The organism is Veillonella sp. 6_1_27, assembly GCF_000163735.1.
GTDB classification, from domain to species: Bacteria; Bacillota; Negativicutes; order Veillonellales; family Veillonellaceae; genus Veillonella; species Veillonella parvula_A.
The window spans coordinates 583,040-600,894 of record NZ_GG770215.1 but is presented as its reverse complement, the minus strand read 5'-3'; the positions used below and the strand labels follow the sequence as shown (position 1 = coordinate 600,894).

Genomic DNA, 17,855 nt, shown 5'->3' with positions numbered 1-17,855 from the left:
TACTTTCATGACATTAAATGATATTTTAAATGAACAGCGTATTTACGCGATGATTAATGATGTGCCGATTTTACGAGAATCTGAGGTTCATCTATTTGAAGAATTAATAGGTTTGTACCGGCCCACCTCTGTGTTAGAGGTGGGCACCGCCATTGGTTACTCCGCTTTGTTGATGGCTCCGCTACTCGACGAGGAAGAGGGGCATATTACATCCATTGAACTGGATGATGTGCGTCACGAAATGGCGAAATACTATATTAACCAATCCGATTATGCCGATAACATTACATTGCTGAAAGGCGATGCATCTCAAGTCTTAACGGAACTCACAGGCGAATATGATCTAGTGTTTTTAGATGGTCCAAAGGGGCAATATTTAAAACAACTTGAACTTATTCTGCCACATGTGAAAGAAGGGGGCGTCATTCTTGCAGATAATGTGCTCTTTAGAGGCTATGTAAGGGGCGATAAGGAACCACCAAAACGGTTCAAAACCATCGTAAAACGGTTACAAGAATACTTAACATATGTTGAAAATAAAGAATTGTTTAACACTACCATTTACCCAATGGGTGATGGCATGAGTGTGAGTGTGTGGAAAGGGCACAACAAATAATGGCAGAACATTTTATGGAATTGCTTTGTCCTGCAGGTAATATGGACAAGCTTAAAATGGCTATCCGCTATGGGGCGGATGCCGTATATTGCGCAGGCAAACGTTTTGGCTTGCGCGCAGGAAACTCTAATTTCTCCGATGAGGAATTAAAGGAAGCTGTAGAATTTGTACATGCACATGGCAAAAAGATTCATGTTACATGTAATATCATTCCTCACAATGAGGACTTTGAAGGTTTAGAGGAGTATTTGAAATTTCTTGAAAGCATCGGTGTTGATGCTATCATCGTTGCAGACATGGGGATTTTTAGCCTTGCTAAGCGCGTGGCTCCAGGTTTAGAGCTTCACGTAAGTACACAAGCTTCTACTACGAATTGGCATACAGTTCAGATGTGGAAAGAACTTGGTGCCACACGTGTTGTAGCGGCTCGCGAAGTATCCTTAGCAGACCTTAAAGAAATGAAGGATCATGTAGATATTGAAATTGAGTCCTTCGTACATGGTTCTATGTGTATTTCTTACTCTGGTCGCTGCTTATTGTCTAACTATATGACAGGTAATCGCGATGCGAACCGTGGTCAATGTTCTCAATCTTGTCGATGGAAATATTCTCTTGTGGAATCTAATCGACCTGGTGAATATTACCCAATCGAAGAAGATGAACATGGCACGTATATCTTTAACTCTAAAGACTTGTGCTTAATTCACCGCATTCCAGATCTATATGAAGCTGGTATTGATAGCCTTAAAATCGAAGGTCGCATGAAATCTGTTCACTACTGTGCCACAGTGGCAAAAGTATATCGCACAGCGATTGATACATACCTTAAAGAAGGTAAAGATTGGTACGTTCGTCCAGAATGGATTGCAGAATTAGAAAAGATTTCCCATCGCCCTTATACAGACGGCTTTGCTGAAGGTCGTCCTGATGAAACGGCGCAAAACTATGGTAAATCTACGAATACTCAAAGTCATGACTTCATCGGTTTAGTTATGGGCTACAACGAAGAAGAAAAATACGTTGATCTTGAACAACGTAATAACTTCAAGGTGGGTGATAAGGTAGAATTCTGTCAACCAAAAGGGGAACTCGTTGAAACTGTTATCGAAAAAATGACAGATGAAGATGGTAATCCTATCGATGTAGCACCGCATGCACAAATGAAAGTACGCATTTATATGGATACACCTCTTGAACCTTACTCCATGATGCGCCGTGAGTGCAAACCTAAAGAGGATGAATAGTTTATGAGTGGTGCAGCCTTAGAGCCGAGTAAATCAATCGGTGCATTTCCAGATGTACCCGATTTAGCAACCTCTGGAGAAGAAGCGTATGTGTACTTTCACATTGATCCTAAGCATACGAATTTCATCAATCGCATCATTGAAGGCTATGAATATTTAGGTGTTATGACCTCTGTAGATGCAAGTGGGCGCTGCATGTTGCGTTGCACACCATCTACAAGGCCCTTGGCGCTTGAAGTATTAAGTAGCTTATCCGACTATGTCACTATAGAAGGTTAAGTATAATTTTTATTGTAAATCGTATGAGGGAATTTTATGACTATACTAGATTTACAATTACATTAAATGTATACAAATTATAGAGAAATGAGAGTATATCTATGAAACAATCTATTTTGAAACGCGCATTATTAACAGCTTGCCTTGGAGTATCGATGGCAGGTGTAGCTATGGCGGGTCCTGTTGGTCCTGTAATCATTCCTCAAGCAGGAGATGTGGTTGTTATCAACCACGGTCCTGATATGACTTTCACAGGGAATATCAATTTTGATGTGGAAAGCCAAACTAACAACAATTTACAAATTGGCTCTACTGTGATTCCTAATGTAGTATATGGTGCGGCATTCAATAAATCTGGTGCACCAGATACCATCATCCCAGGTCAAACCTATGTATATGTAGGTACAAAGGATGGGGCGAATGCTTTCACAGAAGCTAGCGATGCAGACAAAAAAGGTGCAAGTTGGAATGTGGAAACATTGAAGAAAACTAAATCTGGCGATGTACAATTGGCGAGCCGTGGCGTTCCTGAAAAACCGTTGGCTAATCAAGTTGCGACCATTAAAGATTCCATTATGCTTAGTGCTGTAGACCTCAGTACGACAGAGGTGGGACGCAATAGTAAGGGCGTTTTATACATGACCGTTCCTAAGGAATTGAAATTGACTGCTGACACAGGTATTCCTGATGATGTACGCGAAACGATGCCAGCCATGTTCCGCGGTAAAATGGGTGATTCCCTCATGGTAAACCTCATGCCTCTAAATGAAGAAGAGAAGCAACAATTAGCGGCAAATCCTCATAATGCAAATGCAATCGTATTCAACCGTGGTATGAATATGGCAAAAATGATCGGTTCCTCTGCGCGTACAAGCAAGGTGTACACATACATGAAGGACCATTATTTGAACCTTGTTATCGTAGCGAAAGATTATGATGATAATGGGGCTCGCGGTAGTGGCGTTATGATGGTATCTAAACAAGATAACTCTAATGACGTGCTCTTAACACTCTATAAAGGTCCAGATCTTTCCACTAGCAAATTGGAAAAAGTAATTGGCGCTATGTTGTCTACAAACTTCAAACGCTAATAGAGCTAGCAAAATTTTCAAAGGTTAATAGATCTTACAAAACGGCTCGATACATTCGGGCCGTTATTTTTAATGTATAGAATTTATAGAATTTCCAGTTAAACTGTATTGAATTTTTTAATTCTCTATGATACTATAATCTAGTAAAAGTGATGCAAAGGACATGATTCTTTTATCCCTGTGTACCAGAGAGAGGCAGATGCTGGAAATGCCTTACACATATATTAGAGTTACCCCCTTTAAACTGATTTGTCGAACCTAAGTAGGCAAGTACGGCCGCCACCGTTATCGGGCTTAATGAAGTGAATTAACTATACACATATATTCGTATAGGTAGTTAACTAGGGTGGAACCGCGAATGATCTTCGTCCCTTGTTTGTAGGGATAGAAGGTCTTTTTTTATTACCCAATTTCTACAAGCTATTTACACAATGCTTATGTATTGTGTGGTAAGTAGGTCTATTGGTGAAAGTATAAAATCAAAGCTATCCTAGTTTATAAATTGGAGGAAAGAAAAATGGCAGATGTAAAAATCATTTTACCTGATGGTAGTGCAAAGGAATACGCTGCTGGCACTACTCTTGGGGAAGCAGTAAAACAACTATCTAACAGCTTGGCTAAAAAAGTACTAGCTGCTAACGTAAATGGCGAATTAACAGACCTTCGCGAAGAACTTGTAGATGGTTCTGAAGTAGCGTTCTTAACATTCGAAGAAGATGGTGGTAAACATACATTGCGCCACACAGCTTCTCATATCTTGGCTCAAGCTGTTAAACGGTTATGGCCTGAAGCTAAATTGGCTATTGGACCCGCTATCGACAAAGGTTTCTACTATGATATCGATATGGAACATACTTTGACTCCTGAAGATTTGGGTAAAATCGAAAAGGAAATGAGCCGTATTGTAAAAGAAAATTTACCGATTACTAAATCCGTTATGCCTCGTCAAGAAGCTATCGAATTTTTCAAAGCTAAAAACGAAGATTACAAGGTAGAATTGATTCAAGACCTTCCTGAAGATGCTGTAATCTCCTGCTACTCTCAAGGCGATTTCATCGATCTTTGCGCAGGACCTCACGTGGCATCCACTGGTAAGGTAAAAGCTTTCAAATTACAAAGCATTGCAGGTGCATACTGGCGCGGCGATGAAAAGAACAAAATGTTGCAACGTATTTACGGTACTGCATTTGAAAAGAAAGAAGAACTTGATGCATACCTTCACTTGCTTGAAGAAGCGGCTAAACGTGACCACCGTAAACTTGGTAAAGAACTTGGCTTGTTTGTTATCAAAGAAGAAGGTCCTGGTTTCCCATTCTTCTTACCAAAAGGTATGGCTCTTCGCAACGAATTAGAAAACTTCTGGCGTGAAGTTCACCATGATTTTGACTATGAAGAAATTCGTACACCTATCATCTTGAGTAAACATTTGTGGGAAACTTCTGGTCACTGGGATCATTACCGCGAAAATATGTACACTACAATCATCGACGATGAAGAATATGCAATTAAACCTATGAACTGCCCAGGTGGTATCTTGGTTTACCAAAACGAAATGCATTCCTATCGTGACTTCCCATTGCGTTACGCTGAACTCGGTCTAGTTCACCGTCATGAATTGTCCGGTGCATTACACGGCTTATTCCGTGTACGTGCGTTCACACAAGACGATGCTCATGTATTCATGTTGCCAGATCAAATGCAAACTGAGTTGATGAAAGTTATCGAATTGTTCGACCGTATCTATAGCCAATTCGGCTTGAAATATCATGTAGAATTGTCCACTAAACCTGATAATGCAATGGGTGATGACGCAATTTGGGAAGCAGCGACAGAAGCATTGCGTAATGCTATCGAAGCGAAAGGTATTCCATACGTAATCAACCCTGGTGACGGCGCATTCTACGGACCTAAACTTGACTACCATATCGAAGACTCCTTAGGTCGTACATGGCAATGTGGTACTATCCAATTGGATATGAACTTGCCTGAACGTTTCCAAATTGAATACATTGGTGAAGATGGTCAAAAACATCGTCCTATCATGATTCACCGTGCATGCTTTGGCTCTATGGAACGTTTCATCGGTATCTTAACTGAACATTATGCAGGCGCATTCCCAACATGGATGGCTCCTGTACAAGTTAAAATCTTGCCTATCTCTGAAAAACACGTTGAATATGCTAAAGAATTGGCAAAACAAATGCACCGCGACTATGTACGCGTAGAAGTAGACGATCGCAGTGAAAAAATCGGCTATAAAATCCGCCAAGCGCAAATGGCAAAAGTTCCTTACATGCTTGTTGTGGGTGATAAAGAGGTTGAAGAAGGCACAGTTAACGTTCGTAAACACGGCGGTGATGAATTAGGTTCTGTACCATTCGAAGAATTCTTTAATTCTATTAAGATTGAAATTAAAGAACGTAATTAATTAAATATCTATTGTTTATATTGATAAAAATCCCCCTCACATCTTGCACAATTATAATTAGTCTGTATAATTTATTAGTGGTGAGATTATATGAGGGGGATTTTATTATTATATTCTCTTTAATTGTTACCTGTGAGTAGCGAAAGGAAATGACTATGAAAGAAGTAAATTCATACGGTTGGAAAGCTGTTATTGGTTCATCTATAGGTTATGCCATGGATGGGTTTGATCTCTTGATTCTTGGCTTTATGCTAACCTTGATTTCAGGGGACTTAGGCTTGACTACTGGTCAAGCAGGTTCACTTGTGACGTGGACATTGGTAGGTGCCGTAATCGGTGGTTTTATCTTTGGTACTTTGTCAGATAAGTTTGGTCGTGTTCGTGTGTTGACATGGACTATTGTGTTATTTGCTGTATTCACTGGTCTATGTGCTTTTGCACAAGGGTATTGGGATCTTCTCATATATCGTACAATTGCCGGCATCGGCTTAGGCGGTGAATTTGGTATTGGTATGGCCTTAGCAGCTGAAGCATGGCCTGCACAACACCGTGCAAAAGCGACGAGCTATGTTGCCATCGGCTGGCAGTTAGGCGTATTGGCCGCAGCACTGTTAACCCCCGTATTACTTCCTTATATTGGATGGCGAGGAATGTTTATGGTTGGCATTATCCCTGCCTTTGTAGCCTGGTTCTTCCGTGCGAAATTACATGAACCAGAAATCTTTGTTCAAAGTAAAGAAACTAAGGAACATTCCCATACAAATTCATTCAAGTTATTAGTAAAAGATGTAAGAACTACAAAGACCTCTATAGGTGTTGCTATTTTAACATCTGTTCAAAATTTTGGTTACTACGGTATTATGATTTGGTTGCCTAACTTCTTGAGTAAGCAATTAGGGTTTTCCCTTACAAAATCGGGTCTGTGGACTGCCGTAACTGTATGTGGCATGATGCTTGGCATTTGGTTATTCGGACGATTGGCTGATAAAATTGGTCGTAAACCAACATTTATCTTGTTCCAAGTATGTGCTGTAGCATCTATCTTGATTTACTCTCAACTATCTGATCCAACAGCTATGCTATTTGCCGGTGCTATTCTAGGAGCCTCTGTAAATGGCATGATGGGTGGCTACGGTGCCTTAATGGCAGAAGCTTATCCAACAAGTGCTCGCGCAACGGCTCAAAATGTATTATTTAACATCGGTCGCGCCGTAGGTGGCTTTAGCCCAATGGTAGTAGGTATGATTATCTCAATGTATTCGTACCAAGTGGCAATTGCATTCTTGGCGATTATCTATGTAATCGATATATTGGCAACCGTATTCTTAATTCCTGAACTAAAAGGTAAGGAACTAGAATAGATAATTGTTTGTAAAAGCTTTACATTGAAAAGAATATAGACGTTTTATATTGAAACTTATATAAAAATCAAGAGGCTCTGTCATAAGACAGAGCCTTTTATAGTATGTTTAATTTAAAATATTAGAATTATTTAGAGTGTTTGGTCTATTTAGAATATTTAGACTTACGCAATTCCAATCCAATGCCAGTATGTCAGTGCAAATACGAGCATCATGACATAGCCGATGATGGTTAATGGAATGCCTGTAGTCATAAATGTTTTTACGTCGAATGTATCTGTTCCGTAAGCTACCATGCCTTGTGGTGAGTTTACTGGTAATACTAAACCGAAGCAGATTGCATATTGCATGAGCATTGTTACGCCAAGTGGATTAAGTCCTTCTGCGGAATGTCCCATAACGATGGATATTACGATAGGAATCATGGCAGACGAGAGAGCTGTAGCTGATGCAAATCCAAGATGGATTAAAATCAGAAAGGCAGCCATAATAGCAATCAAAAGGAACACACTTGCCGTTTCAAGGGAGAAGGCATTTACAAATACCTGTGCGAGCCAAGTAGCAGCTTTTGTTTTAAGTAATACGGAACCAAGTCCTATACCAGCTCCAAACATAACAATCGATCCCCAGTCGATATTTGGCTGTGCAAACTTCCAGTCCATAATACCAATTTTAGGGAAGAAGAATAAGGCAATTGCTATAATCGTAGTTGTTGTAGTATCGATAGAGTGTAGTTTACCTCCTGTGGCCCACAATGCTAATAAACCAATGGAGATGCATAATAGTTTCTTTTCATCAAATGTCATTGGACCGATTTCTTTACGCATTTTAGCGAGTTGTACATCACCGCCAACGAGCTCTTTAAACTCTGGTTTGATAAAAGCTTGCGTTACAAAGTAGGTAATGATAGCCATAATTATGGAGAACGGTGCAGCTGCTGTGAGCCAATCAATCCAACTTACAGATGTATTCATCTGTGTTTGCATAAACCCAACAGCTACAAGGTTTTGAGCGGCAGCTGTTTGAATCATAATATTCCAAAATGTATCTGCTTGTACGGCACCTACCATGAGCAGGGCTGCTACACGGCTTTTACGTTCAATACCTAAGTTTTCGACGATACCGATAATAATTGGAGCCAAACAAGCGATACGAGCCGTTGCACTTGGTACAAAGAAGGCGAGAATAAGACCTGTAATAATAACACCTAAATAGATACGGCTTACCTTTGTACCTACACTAGATAATACGAGCATAGCAATGCGACGATCGAGTCCTATTTTGCGCATGGCTACGGAAATAAACATAGCGGCACCCACGAGAATCATCGCAGGAGAAGAATAACCTGAAATAATTAGTTTCAAGGCATTGGCTGTGCCCATAGTTTTCGCTAGCGCTTCTGGATTTGGAGAGAAGCCTAGTAATAAGGCAGTGAGTGCCGTAATCATGGTCGCACTTACCGGATAGGATACAGCCGATGTCATCCACAAGATGATAGCAAAGGCGAGGACACCAATCATGCGATGACCACCGGTAGATAATGTTTCTGGCGTAGGCAATAATAAAATACTACCTAGAACAATAAAGGCGAGAATAAGGCCAATATTTTGAACTGTTGTACGAGCCTTTTGCGGAGGCGAACTAGTTGTTACACTCATGATAAAACCCCTTTCAGTTTGTGTAATACCTATTACTGTATAATACCTAGTTAGATAATGTTTAGTTAGATAATGTTTAGTTAAATAATATCTAGTTAGATAATACCTATTTAGATAATACCTATTTAGGTAGAATATATTATATATATTATTGTATCGTATTTTTTCTATAGAATTAATAATTATATTATAGAAATATTGTATACATAAAGGGGGATAGGTGTCAGTAAGTATACCTATATACAGAACTTATAATCTCTGTTATACTGTAAGAGTTGTAATAATAAATTGCTGAGAGCAACTTAAGATTGTTGTTGACTTTCATTATCTAATTTGTTATTATAATTAAGTGATTTATGAAGCAGAGGCCATCCGCCACTCACCTAATACCAAGAAGTATGAGGTTAATATAGAGAATTCTATTCGGATGGTGTTTGCCGTCCGTTTTTTTTATTCTCTTGGAGGTGAACGCTATTAGCAAGGATACACCACGCATTAATGAAGAGATTCGTGCTCGTGAACTTCGTGTCGTAGGTCCTGAAAACGAACAAATCGGTATTATGTCTGGCCGTGAGGCTTTGGCATTGGCTGAAGAACAGCATCTTGATCTTGTGGAGATTGCGCCTAACGCTAAACCACCAGTAGCTCGCATTATGAACTACGGTAAATATCGTTATGAACAACAAAAACGCGAGAAAGAAGCAAAGAAAAAACAAAAAATCGTAACTTTGAAAGAAGTCAAATTACGTCCACATATTGAAGACCATGACTTTTACGTAAAAATGAAAAATGCATCCAAATTCTTGGCGGAAGGCAATAAGGTAAAAGTAACCATCATGTTCCGCGGTCGTGAACTTTCACACCCTGAACTCGGCATGGCGGTATTGACACGTTTTGCTGATGAACTCAAAGAAACGGCGTCTATTGAAAAAGCAGCTAAGTTAGAAGGTCGTAACATGACCATGATTTTAGTAAGTAAATAAGGTATTGGGAGGATTATATTATGCCAAAAATTAAAACTCGTCGCGCAGCGGCTAAACGTTTCGCAGTAACTGGTACTGGTGAATTCAAGCGTGCGAAAGCTTTCAAAAGCCACATTCTTGAGAAAAAATCTCCAGCTCGTAAACGTAATTTACGTAAAGCTACATTGGTTGCAAAAGCTGACCATAAACGCGTAGCTAAATGCTTACCATACGCTTAATCGTTAACTATTAGATCGATACATCGTAATTTAGGAGGAATATACAATGGCAAGAGTGAAAAAGGGCGTTACAGCTCATGCACGTCATAAAAAGATTTTAAAATTAGCTAAAGGTTACCGTGGTACACGTTCCCGTTTGTTCAAAAAAGCTAACGAAACAGTAATGAAAGCGTTGTACTACGCTCGTCGTGACCGTCGTGCGAAAAAACGCGAATTCCGTCAATTGTGGATCGCTCGTATCAACGCAGCGGCTCGCATCAACGGTACAACTTACAGCCGTTTCATCGCTGGTTTAGCTAAAGCAGGCGTTGAAGTAAACCGTAAAATGTTGGCTGACTTGGCAGTTAACGATGCAGCAGCATTCGCTAAGCTTGTTGAAGTAGCTAAAAACGCTTAATAGCTTAACAATACACACTGAGGACTCTCTTTAGAGGGTCCTTTTTTATGTGGTGAAAGTAATAGATTATCAATATTTTTATAATATGATATCCTATACATAGAATGTGTGTGATAAATATTGAAAGAGGGGAATTGAAATAATGAAAAAGTTATTTTCTATGTTATTGTTAGCATGTATAGTAATACCATTACAGATCCAAGCCATATCGATGGAAGCTATTAAAAATGATAAGAATAATATTCCTATTCTTACAGGGAAAAATGCCATTACGTATTTTGTAGATAAGAGTTCCATTAAAAGAATAGAAGAGAACCAGTTTATTTATAAAGCACAGGCAGTTGTATATGAGGTTGAAAATAATAATAGTCGTAGAACTAACTCATATATTCACAAGGTTTTAGTTACTTATCGTTATGATATAAACCATTCTGTAGCCAGCGTATTACGTACTCCACAGTATGCACAAGACTATTCACTCCTCATATATGCTAAACAAGCTAGCTCTGGTATGAAATTAACGATAAATAGTGTGGAAGATTTTAATTATGAAGGTGTAGCCTTGGGGAATTTCGGTAATATTCCAGAACAATACGTTGATGTAGCTTTGCGTGATCCTAAATATGTTGTAGGTAATTATATCTTTAAAGAAGCTTATGGTACAGCTTTTGAAAATATGACTCTTCATAAGAAATAAGATAAATGAGTTTATGGAAGTAGCTAAAAACGCTTAATAGCATAATAATACAGATTAAGGACTCTCTTTGGAGGGTCCTTTTTGTATGGTAAAAGTATGATATAGCTACATTTATATTTTAGTGTAAAATACTAAATCGTTTTGGCTGTTTTATAAAGTGAAATAAACTATCAAAAAAGTAAAATATAAAAGAGGAGTTTTATTATAGCTTGTAGAACTAACATAGTAATAAACCTATTTAAGGTGCTTGTAAAAGGAGGCATTATTATGGGAATCTTTAAAAAGCTATGTATGACCTCTATGTTAGGTGTTATGTTAACTGTACCAACGTATGCAACTGTTGTTACAGGCAGTCAATCAGATGTAAATTTAGATTTAAAGTATCCTTTAGTTTATACAGAACATGCTTATGCTCAAAGAGTTATTAATACAGATATTGCAAATTATGTACTCGAAGCAAAGGATATGTATTACAACCAACATATTTATCAAGTTTCTCAAAACTATAAGGTTACCTATGAGGATAGTCAAGTTGTTTCAATCCTACTAACTACCTATTATTACTACGCCGGAGCTGCTCATGGTATGTATAATACAAGAGGTCTTGTATATAATAAAGTAACAGGTCAACGCATTCCATTATATAACTATATAAAAATTGCGAATGCAGCACAATTGGATAACGGTTTACGATCCCATGTATTAAGTTATTATACAGGTAATCATATAAAGAGCTATATTCCAAGTGGATGGAGTGTAAAATATGTAACCGATAACTATTGCTTACGTGGTAAGGGGAACATTGATCTAGTTTACCAACCATATGAACTAGGACCGTACGCAGCTGGTAATACCTATATTGGTTTTACACCAAAAGCCATTGAATACTTTAACAGAATGAACTCCTGATAAAAGTATGTTGCTATATTGATCCTAACTGTATTTTGATGAATTAAATAGTATTCTTGTAATATACGACAAAAGCCTATAGTACATTTTTAGTACTATAGGCCTTTATCGTATTTACCATATTATCTTCTAAATCCGCCGCATCCTCTAGTATTAGAGTTTGGACCGCAATAATTTTGGTTGTTATTGGTGCCTGGTGCATAGTTAGTATTGTTCGTATTGTTATCGGAGTTGTATTGTGTGTTAGTGTTGCAATTGTACTGAGAGTTATTGCATACATAATCGTAAGCAAATCCAGTAGATACAACAGCGGTTACGGCTAAAGCAGTCATGATGAGTATACGTTTTGTAAATTTCATAGTAATTACCTCCTTGTTCCTATATTTATATTATACTACTATGAGTCAAATAAAATATGATATTCTATATATATAATATTGGGGAGACATTATGTGAAAGGATGAGAGTTTATGATGAAACGTGCATTAATGGCTGCACTATGTTTTAGTTTTGTGACATTAGGTAGCCAAGCAATTGATATTAATATACCAGGTGCGGATCCTACAATATCGAAGGATGCATATCAGAATTATCGTAAGACTGGTAATGAAGTCCAAAAGACTGAAAATATTATAGCTAATCAGATACGAGATGAATATGCTAATAATATGTCTAAAAAATGGACACTAGATGAGTTGCTATACTTTACAAAAGAATTGTATCATTCTACAAAACAGTCTTCTTCTGTTTTTATTCTTAAGGATAATGGGGCAAATATCAAATTTACTTTGCCAGAGAGTAGCCAGTTCGGTAAAACTATAAAAGGGGATCCATTAACTACAGATATTAAAAAAGGGAATTTTCGTTTAATTGAGGGCAACCTACATTATACTATTCGTAAGAGTGGTGAAAGCCAAGCTAAGGAAAATTCGTTCTCGTATCCTACTGTTAGAAATGCTACATGGGAGATTGGGCAGACTAAAAGTGGAGCTTTAGAAGGGGCTATTAACTTTGGTGTGAAATCTGATTCTTCGCTGTCTTATTATATTAGTTATGATTTGATTAAGAAAAAGGAACTAGAACTATTAAAGACACATGATCAGGAGTACGTGTATAAAGAGCTAATGTCACCATTAGTTAATTATGTACTACCTTCAATTGAACCAGCAAAACAAATACTTTCAAAAACAAAACCAATAACTATTAATGGATTCACGTTCCAAACGTTAAAATCAAGTGATTTAGTGTATCATGGCCCTGATAATGATGCAATTTATATCTATGATGGTAAAAAATATCGTGAAGGTATCATGGTGAGAGAATTAAAACCGGAAGAGTTGGCTAATCATCATCAAATTAATTATAAATTGATACGATTCTTCATTATGTATAAGCCATATTCTGATTTTAAGCCAATTCAATACGCAACAGTTTGGAATGATGCTACTCCTGCTATGTATATGGAAGTTGAACGATCTGCATCTAGAATGTACATTCAATCACTATATGATGATAAATATTTATATACTCACTTTATAATGGCCGATTTAGAGTATAAAACACCATCAAAAGACTTACGCGATATAGTTCAATATGTAGACAATGCAAATGACAAAGATAAATACGCTAAAAGCCAAGCTGGAATGGGAGCTATGCCTAAAGGTATATATGAAAACTCATCTGTAAAATAAGGGGAAAATAGTAAACCTCACATATAATCTTGACTTGATTCTAAATTTAATTTATGAAAATATATATGTAAGTTTTACCACATATAAATACTATTACTCTAGTAAAGTGTTTATATGTGGCATTTTTTGTAGTAGAATAAAATTAATTACTATGAATAAATCATGAAAAGTTAGGAGATATTATGGGTGCCGAATTAAATCAAAAATTATTTAGTGCTGCTGATAGTTTATGCGGTAAGATGAGTGCTGATCAATATAAGGATTATCTCTTGGGATTAATATTCTATAAATATTTATCCGATAAATTATTGGAATCGACAGTTGTTAAAGCTTATAAATCTCTTGATGATATTGATACACATGTAATAGATAAAGATAGTAATTTATTGAAAATTAAACGAGAATACTTTACTAAGGCATATGATTCTATTGTTGAAGACTTTGCTTCAATGTGGTGTGTTGATGTAGATGAACTCATGGTATCTGTAAATCAATCTACAGCTGGTGAGGATATATATAACAAAAATCGTATAGTAGGTAGTGCTGACTATCCCGTATATGTACAACAACACCCTGATTCCGATCCATTTTCATACCCTCAACATATGATAGAAGCATGGAAAGTGTGTTTGTTTGAAGAAGTTATTCCATTGAGAGATGAGTTGAAATAATAGAGTTTAATTAACATTGGTTAAATAATAAAATATTAGTAGTTTTGTCCATATATGGTCAGGAAAGTTAAAAAATAGTATTAGACACCATATTGTGTCTAATACTATTTTTTATAAATATTATAAATGTAAAGGTATTAAGATGACATTAAAACATAATTATTCAAAAGAGATTAGTGAATTTATTAAAGCTAATAATAAAAGATTAAATTTGAATTGGGGCACAATCACTGACTTGAATCAATTAGGACAAGGTGGAAGTGGATTAGTTTATTCTGGTAAATATAAAGATTTTGATGTAGTAATTAAATTTTTTAATAAGGAGCTAGAAAGTAGAGATGAAATTAGATTTAAAAATGAATATTTTAAGATACAGTATTTAGAAAATCATGAAAAGATGGGTATTGCTACCTATATTAATTTTGAATGTATTGAGTTTAATGAGCATAAATTTTACTTTTATATTATGAAACATTATAAAGAAACTCTTAAATCTTATATGGACCATTATACTGGTGATAGGGAAAATCTTTTTGAGCAAATCTTAGGTTTCTTTATGAATGCATTAAGACCACTTTATAGATATCAAATTACTCATCGAGATTTAAAACCTGAAAATATATTAATAGATGAAAAAGAGCGTTTTTATTTAGCTGATTTTGGTATTGCTAAATTTATAGATAGTGAGCTAACTAAAGACCATGATCGAATGGCAAATTATAGGTTTTCTGCTCCTGAACAAAAAGAACCTGAGGCATCAAGTAGTATAGCCTCGGATATGTATGCTATTGGACAAATTTTATTTTGGATTTTAGAGAAACATACATATGAAGGAACGATTACAATAAAGGATTACAAAAATCACAGAATTAAACCATTATTACATGCTTTCTTAGCATATGATCCACAAGAGAGACCTAATTCTATTGAGGAGTTAGAAGCTTTAATAAATACAATAGATCAAGATTATAAAGAATATAAATTAAATGAAGAACGTATAAAGTTTGCTGAAAAAGCGATTGATTTAAATCAAGAATATACTGTATTAATACGTAGATGTTATCCACATGCTGACAATAAGATAGTTTATGTTGATAGCTCTGATTATATTGATAGAATTATTCAAATGATAGATATATTTATTAAAGATCAATATAAAAAGCAGAATAACATTTGGTTTAGTACAGGTTATTGGGATCAAGAGCTGATAGGGATTAGATATAAGAAATCAGATAATATCATTCAAATTCAAGTATCACAAAGTAATATTATTGAATTTAGGCTAAAGGGGATATGGTTATTTGCTTCTCCATCAGACTATAACTCTATTATTTGGTTAGATGCTGAACAACTTCCATTTTATTTAATAAATGGTGATGAAAGTTCTTCTATGTCAATAGTCAATGGTAAGTATCATGTAAAAACAGAAGAAACCTATAGTGGATTTTTAGAACTAGGTCCTGGTAGTATTCCGGTTCCAATTATTGATGTGCTTACATACGAACGGTTATTACCATGTGGAAAGAATATTGTTATTGCCCCTAGATTGTCAGCAGCATTATTCAATGATAACATCGATTGTTTAGATAAACTTCAAAACTGTAAAATTGATATTGGTATTCTTGACACTTATTTACGTGAAATAAATAAATATAAGCCAAAAGATTTTTATCATTATCTATAAAAAATGTACTACTTTTATAAAAGCGTTTTAGGAATATTTTAATAAGATAGTTTTTTTATTTGGTATTATAGAACTGATAATTTTTATATGTTAGGAGGGGCCATGGAAGCTGTTGGTGTTATTTCAGATATATCATATAACGCATCTATTTTATTTTCTATATGTACAATAATTTTTACTATCTATAAATTTAAAAAACAAAAGAAGTGGAATTCTGAACTTGAAAAATTAAAATACTCTTTTGAACATAATTTAACTAGTTATCGTATTTATATAGAACTAAAACATAAGCGAATCATAAAAGTTAATCAATGTATGGTACAAGCTTATAGTTTTGTGAGTAATATTGCTTCACCGATTCAAGAACATCCTGATTTTTCTAGATACACTAAACAGGAAATTTCTGACTATTTAGATAAAATCTCATTAGATGAAAATGATAAAATTTATATAATAAATCAATGGGAACTAAATAAGACTAGAGCATTAAAAGAGGTAGTGTATTGGTATAATCGCAGCAAATGTTTAAGTGCTTATAATTCAATTAATAAATTGAAAAAACACTTGCTATATGTTCGACTATATATAAAGGAAGAAGATTTCAAAGCTTTATTTGAGTTTACCCTTAAATTAAATAGTATATTAATTTATAAAGAAACACTATTGGATGAAATTAGAGGATTAAGTTATGATAATCATAATTTAATCCAAGATATTCAAAGTAATTTGGATGAAGCTACAGTATTATATGAAGAATTAGTATCTTTACTAAGAAAAGCATTAGAGATTGACTTGTTATAAGTTCAATTGAGTGGTAGTTATTTAAGGGGAGATTTATGAATATAGGGAAACTGGAAGCTGTTCCTGTGCGGGATTTATGGGCTCATGAGCAATATGATTTTTCATCATGGCTTGCAAAAGAAGAAAATCTATCAATTTTAGGAGAAGATTTGGGGATAGCCTTTACTGGTATAGAAACTGAACAGTTTGTAGGCTCATATAGATGTGATATTGTAGCTAAGGATGATAATAATGAAGGTAAAATTGTTATTATTGAAAATCAACTAGAAAGTTCTAACCATGATCATTTAGGAAAAATTATAACTTATGCATCAGGATTAGATGCTTCAAAAATTATTTGGATTGTTACAAATGCACGTTCAGAACATAAGAGTGCTATTGAATGGTTAAATAATAATACTGAGAATGATATTAATTTCTTTTTAATTGAATTAAAGGCTTATCGAATCGGGGACTCTTTGCCAGCTCCTAAATTTGAAATTGTACAAATGCCAAATGATTTTATTAAAAATGGAAATATGAAATCTAGAAATAAAACATTAAATCGTTCACAAGCTGCTCGATATGACTTTTGGTCTCGTTTTATAGAATATAGTTCTACTCAATCTTTAATATTAAAAAATAGAAAAGCAAATACTAAGGATAGAATGTCTATATCTCTTGGTGTAAGTAATGTTCGTATGGAGATAAAACTTACTGATAAAGCACATTGTATTAGAATAGCCCTATGTATTCGTGATAATAAAAATCTATATCAGTTACTTGAAAAATTTAAGGATGATATTGAAAAAGATGTAATGTATCCCTTAATATGGAAAAACATTGATAGTTTAAAACAATCAGAAGTTATTTTAGAGATACCGGGATTAAATTTTGATGATGATAGTAATTATGACGATTTGATGCACGATACTTTAGAGAATATAGTTCGCTTAAAGGATATTTATATTAAATATTTAAAAAAAATAGGGAATATGTAGATTTCAAAATAGTTTCAATATTATTTAACTCTATTTTGGCTATTCTTATTAAATAGGTTACATGATTGTAGTTTAGTTGGTGAATTTAAATTAGATAAAAGAAAAATAATAGTGCATTTAGAACCATAGCAACTAAATAATATAGTA

General features: G+C 35.3%; 18 protein-coding genes and 1 other annotated feature. Of the genes, 16 read left to right on the top strand and 2 right to left on the bottom strand.

What is annotated here, in order from left to right; genetic code table 11:
• Window positions 1-7: 7 nt before the first annotated feature.
• The 6 genes from HMPREF0874_RS02850 (at window position 8) to HMPREF0874_RS02825 (ending at window position 7,019) form a co-directional block, all read left to right on the top strand.
• The gene (locus tag HMPREF0874_RS02850; protein WP_004697053.1) at window positions 8-616 is read left to right on the top strand and encodes an O-methyltransferase; all 609 of its coding nucleotides are present in this window, start codon (window positions 8-10) and stop codon (window positions 614-616) included.
• On the top strand, window positions 616-1,860 hold the full coding sequence (locus HMPREF0874_RS02845; protein WP_039965023.1) for a U32 family peptidase: 1,245 nt from the start codon (window positions 616-618) through the stop codon (window positions 1,858-1,860). The genes HMPREF0874_RS02850 and HMPREF0874_RS02845 overlap by 1 nt, the downstream gene beginning before the upstream one ends.
• A gap of 3 nt (window positions 1,861-1,863) precedes the next feature.
• Entirely contained in the window at window positions 1,864-2,139 is a 276-nt protein-coding gene (locus HMPREF0874_RS02840; RefSeq protein WP_008601322.1) for a DUF4911 domain-containing protein, read from the top strand.
• Between the two features lie 101 nt (window positions 2,140-2,240).
• Window positions 2,241-3,230 (top strand): hypothetical protein, encoded by a 990-nt coding sequence (locus tag HMPREF0874_RS02835; RefSeq protein WP_008601321.1) that lies wholly within the window; start codon window positions 2,241-2,243, stop codon window positions 3,228-3,230.
• Between the two features lie 143 nt (window positions 3,231-3,373).
• Window positions 3,374-3,606: a binding site (T-box leader), on the top strand.
• A gap of 141 nt (window positions 3,607-3,747) precedes the next feature.
• Window positions 3,748-5,658 (top strand): threonine--tRNA ligase, encoded by a 1,911-nt coding sequence (gene thrS / locus HMPREF0874_RS02830; RefSeq protein ID WP_039965021.1) that lies wholly within the window; start codon window positions 3,748-3,750, stop codon window positions 5,656-5,658.
• Between the two features lie 155 nt (window positions 5,659-5,813).
• Window positions 5,814-7,019: an MFS transporter gene (locus HMPREF0874_RS02825; protein WP_101928395.1), complete on the top strand. Its 1,206-nt coding sequence runs from the start codon at window positions 5,814-5,816 to the stop codon at window positions 7,017-7,019.
• Window positions 7,020-7,183: 164 nt separating this feature from the next.
• Here HMPREF0874_RS02825 and HMPREF0874_RS02820 read toward each other — a convergent pair whose 3' ends face one another.
• The gene (locus tag HMPREF0874_RS02820; RefSeq protein WP_008601316.1) at window positions 7,184-8,677 is read right to left on the bottom strand and encodes a DASS family sodium-coupled anion symporter; all 1,494 of its coding nucleotides are present in this window, start codon (window positions 8,675-8,677) and stop codon (window positions 7,184-7,186) included.
• Between the two features lie 464 nt (window positions 8,678-9,141).
• On the opposite strand from HMPREF0874_RS02820, the gene infC reads away from it, so the two are divergent.
• The 5 genes from infC to HMPREF0874_RS02795 all read left to right on the top strand — a co-directional run bounded on the left by infC (window position 9,142) and on the right by HMPREF0874_RS02795 (window position 11,881).
• Window positions 9,142-9,660, top strand: coding sequence for a translation initiation factor IF-3 (gene infC / locus HMPREF0874_RS02815; RefSeq protein WP_008601314.1), 519 nt, complete (start codon window positions 9,142-9,144; stop codon window positions 9,658-9,660).
• A gap of 20 nt (window positions 9,661-9,680) precedes the next feature.
• On the top strand, window positions 9,681-9,878 hold the full coding sequence (rpmI, locus tag HMPREF0874_RS02810; protein ID WP_004696338.1) for a 50S ribosomal protein L35: 198 nt from the start codon (window positions 9,681-9,683) through the stop codon (window positions 9,876-9,878).
• 46 nt (window positions 9,879-9,924) lie between these two features.
• Window positions 9,925-10,275: a 50S ribosomal protein L20 gene (rplT, locus tag HMPREF0874_RS02805; RefSeq protein ID WP_004696335.1), complete on the top strand. Its 351-nt coding sequence runs from the start codon at window positions 9,925-9,927 to the stop codon at window positions 10,273-10,275.
• A gap of 142 nt (window positions 10,276-10,417) precedes the next feature.
• Window positions 10,418-10,972 carry a hypothetical protein gene (locus HMPREF0874_RS02800; RefSeq protein WP_008601308.1) on the top strand — a complete coding sequence of 185 codons (555 nt, stop codon included), beginning with the start codon at window positions 10,418-10,420 and terminating at the stop codon, window positions 10,970-10,972.
• 267 nt (window positions 10,973-11,239) lie between these two features.
• A complete protein-coding gene (locus HMPREF0874_RS02795) occupies window positions 11,240-11,881 on the top strand; it encodes a PdaC/SigV domain-containing protein (protein WP_038125449.1) in 642 nt (213 codons plus the stop codon).
• Window positions 11,882-12,003: 122 nt separating this feature from the next.
• Here HMPREF0874_RS02795 and HMPREF0874_RS02790 read toward each other — a convergent pair whose 3' ends face one another.
• Window positions 12,004-12,240, bottom strand: a complete 237-nt coding sequence (locus HMPREF0874_RS02790; RefSeq protein WP_038125447.1) for a hypothetical protein — start codon at window positions 12,238-12,240, stop codon at window positions 12,004-12,006.
• 111 nt (window positions 12,241-12,351) lie between these two features.
• Here HMPREF0874_RS02790 and HMPREF0874_RS02785 point away from each other — a divergent pair, with 111 nt between their 5' ends.
• From HMPREF0874_RS02785 to HMPREF0874_RS02765, 5 genes are all read left to right on the top strand, one after another.
• On the top strand, window positions 12,352-13,572 hold the full coding sequence (locus tag HMPREF0874_RS02785) for a hypothetical protein (RefSeq protein ID WP_008601304.1): 1,221 nt from the start codon (window positions 12,352-12,354) through the stop codon (window positions 13,570-13,572).
• A gap of 182 nt (window positions 13,573-13,754) precedes the next feature.
• The gene (locus HMPREF0874_RS10110; protein ID WP_008601302.1) at window positions 13,755-14,243 is read left to right on the top strand and encodes a type I restriction-modification system subunit M N-terminal domain-containing protein; all 489 of its coding nucleotides are present in this window, start codon (window positions 13,755-13,757) and stop codon (window positions 14,241-14,243) included.
• Window positions 14,244-14,385: 142 nt separating this feature from the next.
• Window positions 14,386-15,927 carry a protein kinase gene (locus HMPREF0874_RS02775; RefSeq protein ID WP_008601301.1) on the top strand — a complete coding sequence of 514 codons (1,542 nt, stop codon included), beginning with the start codon at window positions 14,386-14,388 and terminating at the stop codon, window positions 15,925-15,927.
• A gap of 102 nt (window positions 15,928-16,029) precedes the next feature.
• Window positions 16,030-16,728, top strand: a complete 699-nt coding sequence (locus tag HMPREF0874_RS02770) for a hypothetical protein (RefSeq protein ID WP_039965018.1) — start codon at window positions 16,030-16,032, stop codon at window positions 16,726-16,728.
• A 35-nt stretch (window positions 16,729-16,763) separates the two neighbouring features.
• Window positions 16,764-17,708 carry a DUF4268 domain-containing protein gene (locus HMPREF0874_RS02765; protein WP_008601297.1) on the top strand — a complete coding sequence of 315 codons (945 nt, stop codon included), beginning with the start codon at window positions 16,764-16,766 and terminating at the stop codon, window positions 17,706-17,708.
• Window positions 17,709-17,855 lie beyond the last annotated feature (147 nt).

Coding starts and splice junctions, on each gene's coding strand:
- HMPREF0874_RS02820 (WP_008601316.1), bottom strand. CDS start 8,677: ATGAGTGTAACAACTAGTTCGCCTCCGCAAAAGGCTCGTACAACAGTT.
- HMPREF0874_RS02790 (WP_038125447.1), bottom strand. CDS start 12,240: ATGAAATTTACAAAACGTATACTCATCATGACTGCTTTAGCCGTAACC.
- HMPREF0874_RS02770 (WP_039965018.1), top strand. CDS start 16,030: ATGGAAGCTGTTGGTGTTATTTCAGATATATCATATAACGCATCTATT.
- HMPREF0874_RS02840 (WP_008601322.1), top strand. CDS start 1,864: ATGAGTGGTGCAGCCTTAGAGCCGAGTAAATCAATCGGTGCATTTCCA.
- HMPREF0874_RS02850 (WP_004697053.1), top strand. CDS start 8: ATGACATTAAATGATATTTTAAATGAACAGCGTATTTACGCGATGATT.
- HMPREF0874_RS02765 (WP_008601297.1), top strand. CDS start 16,764: ATGAATATAGGGAAACTGGAAGCTGTTCCTGTGCGGGATTTATGGGCT.
- HMPREF0874_RS02825 (WP_101928395.1), top strand. CDS start 5,814: ATGAAAGAAGTAAATTCATACGGTTGGAAAGCTGTTATTGGTTCATCT.
- rplT (WP_004696335.1), top strand. CDS start 9,925: ATGGCAAGAGTGAAAAAGGGCGTTACAGCTCATGCACGTCATAAAAAG.
- HMPREF0874_RS02775 (WP_008601301.1), top strand. CDS start 14,386: ATGACATTAAAACATAATTATTCAAAAGAGATTAGTGAATTTATTAAA.
- HMPREF0874_RS02795 (WP_038125449.1), top strand. CDS start 11,240: ATGGGAATCTTTAAAAAGCTATGTATGACCTCTATGTTAGGTGTTATG.
- thrS (WP_039965021.1), top strand. CDS start 3,748: ATGGCAGATGTAAAAATCATTTTACCTGATGGTAGTGCAAAGGAATAC.
- HMPREF0874_RS02785 (WP_008601304.1), top strand. CDS start 12,352: ATGATGAAACGTGCATTAATGGCTGCACTATGTTTTAGTTTTGTGACA.
- HMPREF0874_RS10110 (WP_008601302.1), top strand. CDS start 13,755: ATGGGTGCCGAATTAAATCAAAAATTATTTAGTGCTGCTGATAGTTTA.
- HMPREF0874_RS02845 (WP_039965023.1), top strand. CDS start 616: ATGGCAGAACATTTTATGGAATTGCTTTGTCCTGCAGGTAATATGGAC.
- HMPREF0874_RS02835 (WP_008601321.1), top strand. CDS start 2,241: ATGAAACAATCTATTTTGAAACGCGCATTATTAACAGCTTGCCTTGGA.
- rpmI (WP_004696338.1), top strand. CDS start 9,681: ATGCCAAAAATTAAAACTCGTCGCGCAGCGGCTAAACGTTTCGCAGTA.
- HMPREF0874_RS02800 (WP_008601308.1), top strand. CDS start 10,418: ATGAAAAAGTTATTTTCTATGTTATTGTTAGCATGTATAGTAATACCA.